Source organism: Flavobacterium sp., from assembly GCF_027531705.1.
In the GTDB taxonomy this organism is placed as follows: Bacteria; Bacteroidota; Bacteroidia; order Flavobacteriales; family Flavobacteriaceae; genus Flavobacterium.
Genome location: NZ_JAPZSP010000017.1, coordinates 58,167 through 72,738, shown reverse-complemented (window position 1 = coordinate 72,738; position 14,572 = coordinate 58,167). Strand labels below are relative to the sequence as shown.

The following is a 14,572-nucleotide window of genomic DNA, read 5'->3' as shown; positions in this document are numbered from 1 at the left end:
TGATGTCATTTATAAAAGAAATTTTATATTTGAAAATCTAAAACCTATAACTTATGCTGAATTTTATAAAATCTCCATTTAAAATCATATTTATTTTTGCAATAACTTTATTGTTGATGAATTGTTCTTCTGCAGATAAGTTCAATCAAAAAATGGCACAACCTATTCCTGTAGCCAAATTGCAAAATGATATTGATTACGTTCAACATAAATTAGATAGATATTATCCTAGTATCGATTTGTATATTCCTAAACAACAATTAGACGCAAAATTTGATAGTTTGCGAAATGCTGTAAAACAACCAATGACTAGTAAAGAATTTTATTTTGCTATAAGTCCAATAATTGCGTCGGTCCGTCAAGGTCATATGACAATGGCTCAAGTTCCTTATAAACTTTCTAAAAAAGAAGCCAAGCGAATCAAAAAAGCTGGTGATGGACCATTATCACAATTTGCCTACGAATGGCTTGATAATAAGCTATATGTAATTAAAAATAAATCTAAAAATGATAAAATAAAAGTTGGAACAGAGGTTGTTTCGGTCAATAAAATAACACCTCAAGAACTTCATTCAAAGTATAGAAAAACATTTACTTCTGATGGTTTTAATACTACATTTTTACCAAAAATATTTTCAAAGCGATATGCAACTTTTATGACTTATGAATTAGGAGTAAATGATAGTTTGACCTTTGTCTTAAAACAAAAAGATTCATTATTTTCTCAAGTAATTTCAAGAAAAAAGCCAACTGAAAAAGTAAAAAAGAAAGTTGCTGATTCGGTAAAAGTTGCCACAAAACCTATAGTTGATAAAGCCAAGCTTAAAGCTGATAAAAGGTTTAAAAAAGTTTATGGGTTTGATGAAAAAGAGAAGGAGTATACTAAAGAATTTAAGATTCTTCCAGCTGATAGTTCTGTGGCGGTTTTAAAAATTAGAAATTTTTCAAAAGGTTATTATGATGAAATTTATGAAGAAGTTTTTGATTCAATAAAAAAAGCAGAAATAAAAACATTAATTATTGATCTTCGCGATAATCCAGGTGGGCGAATGGCTGAGATACAAAATCTGTATTCGTATTTAACGAATGAAAAGTACCAATTGACAAAACCATCAGTTGTAACTTCTAGAACTAGTTTGTGGCGACCAGGTGTTGTGAAAAAACTTCCAATTTATACTTATCCATTCGTAGCGGTCGGGTATCCTTTTTATATGGGACTTACTTATTTTAAAGCCAATAAAGTTGCCGATAGAGTCTTTACTTATAAATCAAAATTTAAAAAGCCTAATAAAAATAATTTTTCTGGAAAAACATACGTATTAATTAACGGAATGAGTTTTTCTGCTTCATGTGTTTTATCAGCAGCTTTACAGCAAAATTCAAATGTGACTTTTGTTGGAGAAGAAACTGGTGGCGCATTAAAAGGAACAGTTGCAGGATTTATGCCAGTTGTAAAGCTTCCAAATTCAAAACTTTCGTTACGATTGGGGTTAATTGATATTCAATCTGTAAACCAAAGTGGTCCTGATGGAAGAGGAGTTTTTCCTAATGTAGAAATAAAACAAACTATCCAAGATAAAGTTGAGAAAAAAGATCCTGAAATGGAATGGGTTATGAAACAGTTGGGAGTTAAGAGTTTGTAGTTTGCAAACTTCCAACTCCCAGCTTATTACCTATTAATACCAACGTTTTTTATTCTGTTTAGAAGTCGCCGATTTTCTCGATTTTACTTTTTCACCACTTCGGTTTGAATTGCTTTGCGGTTTTGCAGCTATTTCAGGACTTCCAGCATGCCAAGGATAGGGATGTTCTGAAACTGTTTTTACATCAACTTTTATCAATTTCTGAATGTCTTTCCAATACGGATGTTCGTCTTTGCTACAAAATGAAATTGCAATTCCGCCATTTCCAGCACGACCAGTTCTACCAATTCGATGAACATACGTTTCTGGAATATTTGGTAAATCGAAATTGATAACATAAGGTAATTGATCAATGTCAATTCCACGAGCGGCAATATCGGTTGCTACCAAAACACCCACTTCTTTATTTTTGAAAGCATCCAAAACACGTTGTCTAGCCGATTGTGATTTGTCACCATGAATGGCTTCGGCAGCAACTCCATGTTTACGAAGTGCTTTTACAATATTATCAGCTCCATGTTTGGTTCTTGAAAAAACTAATAAATCTGATAAATGTTCATTGCGAATTAAATGATATAACAAAGCGCGTTTGTCTGTTTTTTCGACAAAATAAACACGTTGTTCTACATTTTCAGCCGTTGATGAAACTGGAGAAACTTCAACTTGCGCAGGACTTTTCAAAAACATTTCTGCTAATTCTCTAATAGCCAATGGCATTGTTGCAGAAAACAAAAGTGTTTGTCTGTTGTTTGGAGTTAATTTTACAATTTTCTTCACATCGTTTACAAATCCCATGTCAAGCATTTGATCGGCTTCATCTAAAACCAAAACGTGTAAGTGATCTAAATCGATATAACCTTGTTTGTGCAAATCAAGTAATCTTCCTGGTGTTGCGATTAAAATGTCAACACCTTTTCGCAATTGATCAACTTGTGGAATTTGAGAAACACCACCAAAAATAGTAAGTTGAGTTAGATTGGTATATTTTCCGTAATCGTCAAAATTTTGTCCAATTTGAACAGCCAATTCACGAGTTGGCGTAATGACAAGTGCACGAATTTGTTTCGACTTTTTAGACGAACCAACAATTCGGTGCAACTGATGTATAATTGGAATAGCAAAAGCAGCTGTTTTTCCGGTTCCTGTTTGAGCACAACCTATTAAGTCGCTTCCAGCTAAAACGATTGGAATGGCTTGTTCCTGAATTGGAGTAGGTTGGGTATAACCTATTTCATAAATAGCTTTTTGAATGCTTTTGGATAATGATAAATCTTCGAATAACATAAATAAAATAGCTTAATCGATTAATTTTAGTGATTAAGACGCTGCAAAGATAGTTTATTTAGTTTTAATCAATTTTTTGGTGAAACGAACTATTTCCTTTGATAAAATCTGTTATCATGTAGCCAATTAATTTTCCGATCAGATGTTTGTTTTTTTCCTCGCCAAGTTCTGGTGCGCCTTCGCAAATATGAAGGTAAGAGACATTTTTACTTTTGGCAAAATGATAAATAAACTGACGCACTTGTTCTACAGAAAAACCACTTGGTCCCATAGCGCTACTAGCAATATTCGGAATAGCATCTAAGTCAATTTCTAATCCGTAAAAATCATTGTTTACAAATTGAAATGCTTTGTAAAGCTCATTTTCAAATGTTTTTTCTTTTCTAATTGCTATTTCATCGTAAGTATTGTAGGTTACTCTATCATCAATATTTTTTAGAATATGTAAAACGTTTTTGGAAGTATAATTTTCATGTAAACCAAAAATGAAATATTTTTTCAAAAAACCTTCTTCATAAGCATAGTTAAATCCATTGCCACTGTGTCTTCCTTCCAAAATTCTGAAATCGGAATGTGCATCTAGATTAATTGCATTGATTGGTTTTCCTTTTGCAAGTGCTGTGCCTTTTATATTTCCGTAGGCGTTGTTATGTCCGCCACCAATGACGATTGGCGTTTTACCAGATTTGACGATAGTAGAAATAATGTGAACAACTTCTTTATCAATTTTTTCAACCAAATCGCTAAATTTTTTTCTGTGTTCAATATTGGTAAAGTCCAACTCTTTCACAGCTTCCATTTCATCACTTACATCCAATTTTCCTAGTACAATGATTTGACTTCCTTTGCAAAAACGATTATGCTGAATATTTGCAATGCTTGCAATAGCACAATCCCAAGCGGAAGCTGCTCCTGGACGACCAAAATTAGCTCTAACACCAATGTCTTCGGGAATTCCAAATAAAACATATTGTGCTTCACTTTCCTTTAGAAACAAACTTATTTCCTTATCTTTGGGCAACGTAATCATTTTCTCGCCAAACTTTATTTCGCCATTACGATGATGGGTTACTTTTGCTAAGTCATTGATTGTGAAAGGAATTAATTTTTCCATTGTTATAAATTTGTTTTTTCAAAAATATACTTTTTTGCTAATATTTACGTTATATAATCTAAATCATGTTTCACTTAACCTAAAAATAAAAAAATATGGAAAATTCACAGAGTAATTCAAAGTTAAAAGCCGTCATCTTAGTACTGGCTTTATTGTTAGTTGGAAGTTTGGGATATATCTACAAATTGACTTCTGATGTAAAATCAACTCAAGCTCTTTTAACTACTACTAAAACTGAAAAAGAGACAGTCGTAGAAAATTTGGAAGCTTTAAAAGCTAAATATGATGAAGCTATTGCTGAAAACACAACAATTTCGGATGATTTAGTTGCCGAAAGAGAAAAAGTGGTTGGATTATTAGCAGAAGTAAAAAAATCAAAAGGTGATGCTTCAGCTATGGCAAAGTATAAAAACCAATATTTTGCACTAGAATCTAAAATGAAAACATTAATTCAAGAAAATGAAGTGCTGAAAAACGACAATCAAAAATTGGTAACACAACGAGATAGTACTACAACGGTACTTGGAGAAGCTCGTAAAACCAACGAAGATTTATTGGCAATGAATGACGGCTTGACTAAAACTGTTGAAAAAGCTGCTAAACTGAAGGTTTTAAATACAAAAGGAGTTGCCTTTAAAGTAAAATCGTCTGGAAAAGAGATAAATACAGATAAAGCGAGTAGAGCAAATATGCTTAAAATAAGCTATACAATAGCAGAAAATGAAGTAGCAAAATCAGGAACAAAAAGCTATCAAGTTCAAGTAATTGATAGTAAAAACAATGTTCTAGGTGATAAAAAGACAGAAGTGTATGGTGATAAAACCTTGACTTATAGTTTTGATTCATCAGTGAATTATGAAAATAAAACGGTTGATGTTGTTCAAAATTTGCCAGGAAAAGATTTTGAAAAAGGCGTTTATTATGTAAATATTTTTGATAAAAACGAACTAGTTTCTTCTACAAGTTTTACGCTGAAATAAATTCCTGTTTTTGCTACATTGGACCACGATTTTACTTTTAATTAAGTTAAATCGTGGTTTTTTTAGTAAATTATTTTCCCTTCAATCATAACATTTTCAATTAGATTGCTTCCAAAAGCATACGGTAATTGATAATAAGAAGTTATTGGTTTTGTAATAATAAGATTTGCTTTTTTGCCAATAGTAATGCTTCCGTGCGTATCAGAAATTCCCATTGCATAAGCACCGTTTATTGTAGCTGCATTTATGGCTTCTTCTGGAGTCATTTTCATTTTGATACAAGCTGTTGCAACCACAAAATTCATATTTCCTGAGGGTGTTGAACCCGGATTAAAATCGGTAGCAAGAGCTAATGGTAATCCTGCTTGAAGCATTTTTCTTGCCGGTGTATAAGGAATACTCAAAAAATAGGAGCAAGAAGGCAAAGCAACGGGCATCGTTTCCGAATTTTTTAATGCTTCAATATCTTCATCAGTTACAATTTCTAGATGATCTACTGAAAGTGCTTTGTGCTTTACACTTGCTGCAATTCCGCCAATAGCGTTGAATTGGTTTACATGAATTTTCGAAATCAGACCATATTTTTTTCCAGCTTCCATTATTTTTTCGGTTTCTTCTACTGAAAAGTAACCCGTTTCACAAAAAACATCGATGTATTCTGCTAAATTTTCTTGAGCAATTTTCGGAAGCATTTCATTAATAATCAAATCAATATAGCCTGAATGATTGTCTTTATATTCTGTTGGAAAAGCGTGTGCACCAAGAAAAGTCGCTTTGATTTTGATAGGATAATTTTCGGCTAATTTTTTGATTACTCGAAGCATTTTTAGTTCACCTTCTACAGTCAATCCGTAACCCGATTTTATTTCGACAGCACCAGTTCCTAGTTGCATTACTTCTTCTAAACGAACTTTTGATTGGTTGTAAATTTCTTCTTCTGAAGTTTCATTTAGTTTTTTTGCCGAATTCAGGATTCCGCCGCCACGATTAGCAATTTCTTCGTAAGATAATCCGTTTATTCTATCCACAAATTCGCTTTCTCTGTTGCCTGCATAGACAATATGTGTATGACTATCGCACCAAGTTGGAAGCACAATTTTACCCGTTGCGTCAATGGTTTTATCAGCATTTATTTTGGGACAATTATCCATCGTTCCAAAGTTGGTAATATATTCATTTTCAATTACTAAAAAAGCATTTTTTATAGTTGGAAGCGTTGCCATTTCTTTGCCAGAAACTTTTTTGATATTGCTTTCTCTTATTTGTAAAAGTTCTTTAATATTGGTGATTAGCGTAATCATGGATTTTATTTTTTTGTAAAAATACTTTTTAAAAAATAATTCTTTATAAATTTAGACAAAATTTGAATCCGTGAGAAAGATTAAGTATAAAAAAGGTAGAAAAGTACAACCGAGTTTTTTTGATTATACTGGAATTCATAAGCAAATTGAAACTGAAATTCAGTTATTTGTTTACAATGACCATGATTTAACAGAGTTTAAAGAGATAAATGTCAAAGATTTAGAAAAAAATATTGATTTATCAAAAGTAAATTGGCTAAACATTCACGGATTGAATAATGTAGAAATCATCAAGTCTATAGGTGAATATCTAAAAGTTGATAATTTTATGCTTGGAGATATTTTGAATACTACCAAACGTACCAAATTAGATGAATACCATGATGTTCTTTTTTTCAATATAAAATCATTGCTACCAACTGAAAATGAAGAGAATATTAATGTTGAACAAATAAGTTTTTTGCTAAAAAATGGTGTTTTAACTTCATTTCAGGAAAAAAGAAGCGATTATTTTACTCATATTAGAGAACGAATTAAAACGCATTCAGGTATTGTAAGAGAGAAAAAAGCTGATTATTTATTATATCTATTACTTGATGCAATAATGGAAAATTTTTACATAACACTTGAAAATGAAGAAGATAAAGTTGAAGAAATAATCAATTTATCAAAAACTGGCACAAGTCCAGAAATTCTAGAACAGATTGAAAAACATCGCGACAATTTTAATTTTTTAAAACGATCCATTATTCCGCTTCGTGATTCTTTGTATTCTATAAAAAGTATGAAAGATGACAATGTTTTTAATTCGATTGAGCATGAAAATTATAGTTTTTTTGATCGATTACATCAAAAATGTTTAGAGCTTTTAGAGCAAATAGAATACGATTCTTCAACATTAGATAGTGCCACCAATTTTTTCTTTTCGACTCAAAATCATAAGATGAATGATGTTATGAAAACATTGACCGTTGTGTCGGTTTTCTTCATGCCATTGACTTTTATAGTTGGTGTTTACGGAATGAATTTTGACAACATGCCCGAATTGCACTGGAAATATGGCTATTTCATTATTTTGGGCTGTATGTTTTTCCTTTTGTTGGGAATGATTTATTATTTCAAGAAAAAGAAATGGTATTAATTTTTGGTTTAAAAGTTTAAGAGTTTAGAAGTTTAAAAGTTTTGGAATAAACGGACTTCTATTCTTTAAAATCCAACCATGTCTTCGGGTTTTACCCAAGCATCAAAATCTTCGGCTGATATGTAACCTAAACGAATGGCTTCTTCTTTTAAAGTTGTGCCGTTTTTGTGTGCTGTTTGAGCAATTTCGGCAGCTTTGTAGTAGCCTATTTTGGTATTTAAAGCTGTTACAAGCATTAACGAATTATCAACTAATTCTTTTATTCGAGGATAATTTGGTTCAATTCCGATGGCACAATGTTGGTTGAATGATTGGCATGCATCGCCTAACAATCTGGCTGATTGCAAAAAGTTGGCTGCCATAACTGGTTTGAAAACATTTAGTTCATAATGACCTTGCATTCCTGCGACTGAGATTGTTACATCGTTACCCATAACTTGCGCACAAACCATAGTAAGAGCTTCGCATTGAGTTGGATTTACTTTTCCAGACATGATGGATGAACCAGGTTCATTTTCGGGAATTAAAATTTCTCCAATTCCAGAACGCGGACCAGAAGCTAGAAGTCTAATGTCATTTGCAATTTTGTTTAAAGAAACTGCAACTTGTTTCAAAGCGCCGTGAGTTTCAACAATAGCATCATGAGAAGCTAATGCCTCAAATTTGTTTGGAGCTGTTACAAAAGGAAATCCAGTGAATTTTGCTATATATTCTGCGACTTTTACATTATAACCTTTTGGTGCGTTTAGTCCAGTTCCAACAGCTGTTCCGCCAAGAGCTATTTCTGAAAGATGGGCTAATGTGTTTTTTAAAGCTTTTAATCCGTAATTGAGTTGCGCTACATAACCCGAAATTTCTTGACCTAATGTTAAAGGTGTTGCGTCCATAAGATGCGTTCGTCCAATTTTTACAACTGTTTTGAACTTGGTAGCTTTTGCATGAAGTGTATCTCTGAGTTTTTCTATGTTTGGAATTGTGTTTTCTACTACCATTTTGAAGCAAGCAATGTGCATGGCCGTTGGAAATGTATCGTTCGATGATTGTGACTTATTTACATCATCATTGGCTTTGATAATAGGTTCATCTTCTCCAATTCTGAATCCAGCAATTACTTGTGCTCTGTTTGCTATGACTTCGTTTACGTTCATATTGCTTTGAGTTCCCGAACCTGTTTGCCATATTACTAGCGGAAATTCATCGGTTAGTTTTGCTGTAATTATTTCGTCACAAACAGTTGCTATTAAGTCTCTTTTTTCTGTTGAAAGTACACCTAAATCGCAATTGGTAAAGGCAGCCGCTTTTTTTAGAAAGGCAAAACCTTCAATAATTTCTTTTGGCATGGATGCAGATTCTCCGATTTTGAAATTGTTTCGAGAACGTTCTGTTTGTGCTCCCCAATATCGGTTGGCTGGAACTTTTACTTCACCCATTGTATCTTTTTCTATTCTGAATTCCATTTTTGTTGATTTAAGAGATGAATTTGTTTTTTTACGAGATGCCCTAGCCCCGATAGCAGTGGAAATCCTTTTCTTTTTTTCTTTAAAAAAGAAAAGATTGCAACGTATAGCGGGAAATAGCTCCTAAAAAATATTGTTTAAATTTACTGATTTAAGTTTTTGAATGAAAATATTTTGGAAGTTTTTATTGTGAAGTAAAAATATATGAATTACCTTTGAACCTGTATATACATCAAATTCTGTAAAAACATGTTTACATTTCAACAGTATTTAGGTTTTTTAATGTTCTTGACCATTTTAACCATTGGTTTTTGGTTGATGATTTTCTTGATTCACTTTGTATTCTATTGGGTATTTGGTGCTACTAGAGAATTATTGAAAGAAAGAAAAGCCGCTAGAGAATTAGAGCAAGCTTAATTGATTGTTCTACTAAAAAAAGTCCTGAATTTCAGGACTTTTTTTTTGTTTAGTAAAGTTAAAAAAACACGAATTTACTTCGTCTGTTCAACCTTTGGTCTCGGGTCACTAATTAACACGAAAACAAAAACTTAAAATTAAATTTCACAAAGCTAAAAGTTCGTGTAATCAAAACATTGAATTTGTGTAAATTGGTGAAATTTGTGTTAAATTATTTTTAGAAACCTTCGCCACCATTATCTTCTTGTTGTTTCTTAGGTTTTTCTTTTTCGTTTTTAGCACGGTTTATTCGGTAGGTAAAAGAAAGTGTAATTTGTCTTTCGCGCCATTGCATTTCGGTATATGAATCGACACTTCCAGAAATATATGTGTCAAAAATTCTTTTTCTTGAATTGAAAACATCGTTTACGTTTAGTGCAATTGTTCCTTTGTCTTTTAGTACATCTTTGCTAAATGCTAAATTAGCACTAAAATTTCCGTAAACTCTACCTTGGGCATTATTTTGTGGACCATTGTAATTGGCATTGGTTTGCCAATCAATTTTGTATGGCAATGATACTTTTGAATTAATACGAGCAAACCAAGAACTAGTTTTATTATCAAAATTTTGATTGACAAGTTTACCTAGAAAATCAGTGTATGTGTAATCACCTTGGGTATCGATATTGAAATAGTTGAAATTACTATTTAATCTCCACCATTTATAAGGTGAATAATTAAGTGTGAATTCAAATCCAGCTCTATATTCAGTAGCTAAATTAATTGGTGTTGCTGTAATAATTGGAATTCCATCGCTTGTAAATTTTCCAGAATTTTTTCTAACAAATTGAAAAACATCTGTTGTTTTGTTTACATATAGTGATGAACTGAACGTTAATTTATCCCATTTTTTCATGTAACCCAAATCGATAGCGTCTGTCATTGCTGGATTTATATCTGGATTTCCTTGAAAAATATTGATGTTACTCGAAATATTATTAAACGGAATAAGTTGTCTTCCTCTTGGTCGCTGAATTCTTCGACTGTAACTAATTGACGTACTTGAGTTATTTTTTAATTCATAAGTTAAAAATGCGCTAGGGAAGAAGTTATCGTATTTTTTATTGATGAAAGTTGATTTTTGTAACGAATTAATATCAATATCTGAATCTTCCCAACGTAAACCAACTAAAACAGAAAGCTTGTTGAATTTTTTTCCAAATTGAGAATAAAGTGCATTTACTTTCTCTTTGTATTGAATTACATCAGTAAAATCGTTGTTAGCAAGTCCATCATTGACTACTGAAAAATCGGTTAATAGCTCACTAAAATCACCTCGATAACCTAATTCTAATTGATTGCCTTTTCCGAAAGGTAAAACATAATCAGATTGAATTAAATCTCGAGATTGATTTTGAACATTGAAAGATTGATCAAATCCAACAGTAGCATCATCTGTATTTGTGTCAATTATACTTGCTGTGTTATCATCTTTATTTCTTGAGAATGATGCGTCGATTGATAATTTGTGACCATCTTTTTTAAATTTCTTCAAAAAATTAGAAGTAAATTCGGTGTTAACACTAAAGCTATCTTCGCTACTAATACGGCTTCTAGAAAAATCAAAAACATTGTTTGCATCTAAATAATCTTGGTAAACATTGTCAACATTGTCGCCATTATTTCTTCTGTAGTTAAAAGCATTTGACCATGTAATATCTTTTGTTAAGAACCAATCGAATCCAAAGTTTCCGTTGTAGCCTTTACCTAAGCGTTTGTTTTTTCGGGTTTCGTAAACATAACTTTTGGTTGTGTTGTCAGCATTCAAATATTCTGAATCAAAAAGTCCGTTTCCAGGATTATCTCTATAATTATAACCTTGCGTTGTAAAAAGGTTGAAATTATCCATTTTATAGTTCAATGTTCCGCTCAAACCATGATTGTCTGGATAACCAGTTGTGGCAATAAAAGTTCCGTTAAGACCGTTTGTTTTACCTTTTTTGAGTACAATATTCAAAATTCCACCGCCACCTTCTGCATCATATCTTGCTGATGGATTGGTAATTACTTCCACTTTATCAATCGCATCAGCTGGAATTAATTTTAGTGCTTCGGTGATATTTATCGCATTCGATGGTCGTCCATCAACTAGAATTCTCACGTTTTCATTTCCACGAAGTGCAACCGTTCCTTCTGCATCAACCGTTACCGATGGAATATTGTCTAAAACATCGCTTACCGTTCCGCCTTTTACCATTAAATCTTTTCCAACGTTGTAAACTTTTTTGTCTAGTTTAATTTCGACTGTTGTTTTTTCGGCTCTAATTTCAACTGCTTGTAATTGTGTTGCATCTTCTTCTAACGAAATTGTTCCAAGATTGGTGTCTTCTGTAAGTTTTTGAGCTTTAAGTTCGGTACTTTTAAAAGAAATAAATTCGATTTTTACATCATACATTCCAGCATTGGCATCTACAACAAACTCGCCATTTGCGATTGTAATTCCTCCGAAAATTATTTTTGGATTTTTAGTATTGATAAGTGTAATTGTAGCGTATTCTAACGGTTGCTTGCTGATTTTCTCTACAACTTTCCCCGTTATTTTTATTTTTTTGCGTTCAGGTTGTTGAGCAAATGTTAGAAAAGTTAGTAGAAATAAAGCAATTGAAAATAGTCTTGAAAAAGGTCTCATATAAAAAGTTTATTGTAAGACCACAAAGCTAGATAATGGTTTAAAGACTAAATCACAAATGTTTGTTAAAAGCAAAAACTTACAAAATAGACTTAGCATTTTCCAATGGTCGTGCAATAACAGCTTTCTCGCCATTAATGACAATTGGTCTTTCAATAAGAATTGGATTTGCCACCATAGCTTCAATGATTTCGGTATCTGACAACGTTTTGTTTTTAAAATTTTCGAGCCAAATAGGTTCTTTTTTTCTAACTAAATCGATTGGTTTGATTCCTAATTTTGAGATGATTTCTTTTAATTCTTCAAAAGTAGGAACGGTTTCAAGGTATTTTATTACTTCAAATTCTTTTCCAGATTCGGTTAAAAATGCTAAGCAATCTCTTGATTTTCCGCAACGTGCATTGTGTAAAATTTGTATCATGATTTTAGTTGAATTTTTTATACAAAGTAATTGAAATATATTTTAAAAAAGGCGTAACTTGTGCGTAACAAATTTAGTTTTTTCAGAACTAATCTTAAAACTTTAAATTTTAGATAATATGTTTATAGAACAGGGAATTAAACCCGAAAACAAATTTTGGAAATACATTGTTGGCTCATTAGTTGTCATTTTAATATCAAGCTTCGGACAGATTCCGTTGATGATTGGAATTTTTGCCAAATCATTTTCTGATGGAAAAGGAATGCCGCAATTAGACGAAAAAAGTTTGATGACATATCTCGAGCCAAATTTGACCTTATTTTTGATAATGCTTAGCTTTGTTTTCGCCATGTTTGGGATTTATATTGTTGTAAAAAACATTCACAAACAAACCATGTTATCTGTTACAACTTCAAGAGCAAAAGTCGATTGGAGTCGTATTTTATTTTCATTTACAATTTGGTCACTTTTTACCATAATTTCAACGGCAATTCTTTATTATACTTCGCCTGAAAGTTTTGTAATGAACTTCAAATTAGTTCCATTTTTGATTTTGGTAATCATTGGAACACTTATGATTCCTATTCAAACCAGCTGTGAAGAATATGTTTTTAGAGGTTATTTGATGCAAGGTTTTGGAAATTTAGCTCGCAATAAATGGTTTCCATTGATCACGACATCTTCAATTTTTGGATTAATGCATATTGCCAATCCCGAAGTGACTAAAATGGGTTACATCGTCTTAGTTTACTATATAGGAACAGGTTTTTTTCTAGGAATTTTAACGCTCATGGATGAAGGAATGGAACTTTCTCTTGGTTTTCATGCTGCCAATAATTTGGTCGGAGCTTTGTTAGTTACCGCAGATTGGTCAGCGTTTCAAACACATTCAATTTTAAAAGATATTTCCGAACCATCAGCAGGTTTCGATGTTATTGCACCTGTTTTAATAATATATCCAATTTTGCTATTTATTTTTGCTAAAAAATACAATTGGACGAACTGGAAAGAAAAACTTACTGGTGAAATTCATTCAACAAATTCTAATCTAATCAACGAAATACAAGGAACTAATGATTAATCCAACTTACAACAACGTTCACAACAAATTCAAGTTAAACGGTTTCCATTTTAGCGCAGATGATATGTTGCGTGTAGCTTATAGTTTCATAAAAGAAGGTGCTGATTTTCAGAAACCTGTTGGAAATTTCTTTTTAGATTGGTTTGATGACAAACCCTATTTAGAAGTTAAAACATCTGGAACAACTGGTGCACCCAAACTGATTAGAATAGACAAACAAGCTATGGTAAATTCGGCATTAGCGACAGGTGATTTCTTTGAATTAAATCCTGGTGATAAGGCTTTACATTGTTTACCAACCAAATATATTGCTGGAAAAATGATGTTCATCAGAGCTTTTATTCTAGGTTTAGATATGGATTTTGTAGCGCCAAGTGCCAATCCATTGTATAATAATGATACTTTTTATGATTTTGCTGCTATGGTTCCGTTGCAAGCAAAAAGTTCTATGGCTGGTTTGAAAAGAGTTAAAAAAATGATTGTTGGTGGTGCCAAAATCAATCCAGATTTGGAAAAACAATTGATGAAAGTTTCGACTAAAGTTTATGAAACCTACGGAATGACCGAAACCATTACGCATATTGCAGCAAAATTAGTAGGCGAGAAGGCATTTACCGTTTTGCCAGAAGTTACTATTTCGTATGACGATAGAAATTGTTTAGTGCTTCATGCGCCAAGAATTTCAGATGAAGTTATTGTAACAAACGATATTGTTGAATTGGTAAACGAAAACCAATTTAAGTTTATTGGTCGTTATGATAATGTGATAAACAGCGGTGGCATCAAGTTAATTCCTGAAGAAATTGAGCAAAAATTATTTGACAAAATCGAGCCAAGATTTTTCATTGCAGCCAAAGAAGATAAAGAATTAGGCGAAAAAGTAATTTTGGTAATTGAAGGCGAAAAATTGGAGTTGGAAAGCACTCTTTTTGATGATTTAGACAAATATGAAAAACCAAAAGAAGTAATTTTTATACCAAAATTCAAAGAAACGGCTACTGGAAAAATCTTAAGAAAAGAGAGTTTGGAGTAGGATTTTTAACGCTGTTTGGATGAAAATGATTT

General features: G+C 32.1%; 12 protein-coding genes. 6 read left to right on the top strand and 6 right to left on the bottom strand.

The features are described from left to right. Nucleotides 1-53 precede the first annotated feature (53 nt). Nucleotides 54-1,643, top strand: coding sequence for a S41 family peptidase (locus O9267_RS05660; RefSeq protein ID WP_298177022.1), 1,590 nt, complete (start codon nt 54-56; stop codon nt 1,641-1,643). Nucleotides 1,644-1,676: 33 nt separating this feature from the next. On the opposite strand, the gene O9267_RS05655 is transcribed toward O9267_RS05660, so the two are convergent. Together O9267_RS05655 and O9267_RS05650 are read right to left on the bottom strand one after the other, a co-directional pair. After that, on the bottom strand, nt 1,677-2,927 hold the full coding sequence (locus O9267_RS05655) for a DEAD/DEAH box helicase (protein ID WP_298177020.1): 1,251 nt from the start codon (nt 2,925-2,927) through the stop codon (nt 1,677-1,679). Between the two features lie 64 nt (nt 2,928-2,991). Then, nucleotides 2,992-4,041 carry a formimidoylglutamase gene (locus O9267_RS05650; protein ID WP_298177018.1) on the bottom strand — a complete coding sequence of 350 codons (1,050 nt, stop codon included), beginning with the start codon at nt 4,039-4,041 and terminating at the stop codon, nt 2,992-2,994. Between the two features lie 95 nt (nt 4,042-4,136). Between O9267_RS05650 and O9267_RS05645 the strand changes: the two genes are divergently transcribed. Further along, nucleotides 4,137-5,021, top strand: a complete 885-nt coding sequence (locus tag O9267_RS05645; RefSeq protein ID WP_298177016.1) for a hypothetical protein — start codon at nt 4,137-4,139, stop codon at nt 5,019-5,021. A 62-nt stretch (nt 5,022-5,083) separates the two neighbouring features. Here O9267_RS05645 and hutI read toward each other — a convergent pair whose 3' ends face one another. Further along, nucleotides 5,084-6,322 (bottom strand): imidazolonepropionase, encoded by a 1,239-nt coding sequence (gene hutI, locus O9267_RS05640; protein ID WP_298177014.1) that lies wholly within the window; start codon nt 6,320-6,322, stop codon nt 5,084-5,086. 70 nt (nt 6,323-6,392) lie between these two features. Here hutI and corA point away from each other — a divergent pair, with 70 nt between their 5' ends. Beyond that, on the top strand, nt 6,393-7,463 hold the full coding sequence (corA, locus tag O9267_RS05635) for a magnesium/cobalt transporter CorA (protein ID WP_298177012.1): 1,071 nt from the start codon (nt 6,393-6,395) through the stop codon (nt 7,461-7,463). Nucleotides 7,464-7,528: 65 nt separating this feature from the next. Here the strand turns inward: corA and fumC are convergent, their stop codons facing one another. After that, complete coding sequence (fumC, locus tag O9267_RS05630; RefSeq protein ID WP_298177010.1) at nt 7,529-8,920, bottom strand: class II fumarate hydratase; 1,392 nt, start codon at nt 8,918-8,920, stop codon at nt 7,529-7,531. A 249-nt stretch (nt 8,921-9,169) separates the two neighbouring features. Here fumC and O9267_RS05625 point away from each other — a divergent pair, with 249 nt between their 5' ends. Next, a complete protein-coding gene (locus O9267_RS05625) occupies nt 9,170-9,337 on the top strand; it encodes a hypothetical protein (RefSeq protein WP_298177008.1) in 168 nt (55 codons plus the stop codon). A 217-nt stretch (nt 9,338-9,554) separates the two neighbouring features. Here the strand turns inward: O9267_RS05625 and O9267_RS05620 are convergent, their stop codons facing one another. Both O9267_RS05620 and arsC read right to left on the bottom strand, forming a co-directional pair. Then, the gene (locus tag O9267_RS05620; RefSeq protein WP_298177006.1) at nt 9,555-12,005 is read right to left on the bottom strand and encodes a TonB-dependent receptor; all 2,451 of its coding nucleotides are present in this window, start codon (nt 12,003-12,005) and stop codon (nt 9,555-9,557) included. Nucleotides 12,006-12,084: 79 nt separating this feature from the next. Beyond that, nucleotides 12,085-12,426: an arsenate reductase (glutaredoxin) gene (arsC, locus tag O9267_RS05615; RefSeq protein ID WP_298177004.1), complete on the bottom strand. Its 342-nt coding sequence runs from the start codon at nt 12,424-12,426 to the stop codon at nt 12,085-12,087. 118 nt (nt 12,427-12,544) lie between these two features. On the opposite strand from arsC, the gene O9267_RS05610 reads away from it, so the two are divergent. Both O9267_RS05610 and O9267_RS05605 read left to right on the top strand, forming a co-directional pair. Next, nucleotides 12,545-13,507: a CPBP family intramembrane glutamic endopeptidase gene (locus O9267_RS05610; RefSeq protein ID WP_298177003.1), complete on the top strand. Its 963-nt coding sequence runs from the start codon at nt 12,545-12,547 to the stop codon at nt 13,505-13,507. Beyond that, nucleotides 13,500-14,540, top strand: coding sequence for an AMP-binding protein (locus O9267_RS05605; protein ID WP_298177001.1), 1,041 nt, complete (start codon nt 13,500-13,502; stop codon nt 14,538-14,540). The genes O9267_RS05610 and O9267_RS05605 overlap by 8 nt, the downstream gene beginning before the upstream one ends. The last annotated feature ends 32 nt before the right edge of the window (nt 14,541-14,572 follow it).

Bases quoted from the DNA above. Each gene is read 5' to 3' on its own strand.
- O9267_RS05620 (WP_298177006.1), bottom strand. From the start codon at position 12,005: ATGAGACCTTTTTCAAGACTATTTTCAATTGCTTTATTTCTACTAACT.
- fumC (WP_298177010.1), bottom strand. From the start codon at position 8,920: ATGGAATTCAGAATAGAAAAAGATACAATGGGTGAAGTAAAAGTTCCA.
- O9267_RS05605 (WP_298177001.1), top strand. From the start codon at position 13,500: ATGATTAATCCAACTTACAACAACGTTCACAACAAATTCAAGTTAAAC.
- O9267_RS05660 (WP_298177022.1), top strand. From the start codon at position 54: ATGCTGAATTTTATAAAATCTCCATTTAAAATCATATTTATTTTTGCA.
- O9267_RS05650 (WP_298177018.1), bottom strand. From the start codon at position 4,041: ATGGAAAAATTAATTCCTTTCACAATCAATGACTTAGCAAAAGTAACC.
- O9267_RS05610 (WP_298177003.1), top strand. From the start codon at position 12,545: ATGTTTATAGAACAGGGAATTAAACCCGAAAACAAATTTTGGAAATAC.
- O9267_RS05655 (WP_298177020.1), bottom strand. From the start codon at position 2,927: ATGTTATTCGAAGATTTATCATTATCCAAAAGCATTCAAAAAGCTATT.
- arsC (WP_298177004.1), bottom strand. From the start codon at position 12,426: ATGATACAAATTTTACACAATGCACGTTGCGGAAAATCAAGAGATTGC.
- O9267_RS05625 (WP_298177008.1), top strand. From the start codon at position 9,170: ATGTTTACATTTCAACAGTATTTAGGTTTTTTAATGTTCTTGACCATT.
- O9267_RS05645 (WP_298177016.1), top strand. From the start codon at position 4,137: ATGGAAAATTCACAGAGTAATTCAAAGTTAAAAGCCGTCATCTTAGTA.
- hutI (WP_298177014.1), bottom strand. From the start codon at position 6,322: ATGATTACGCTAATCACCAATATTAAAGAACTTTTACAAATAAGAGAA.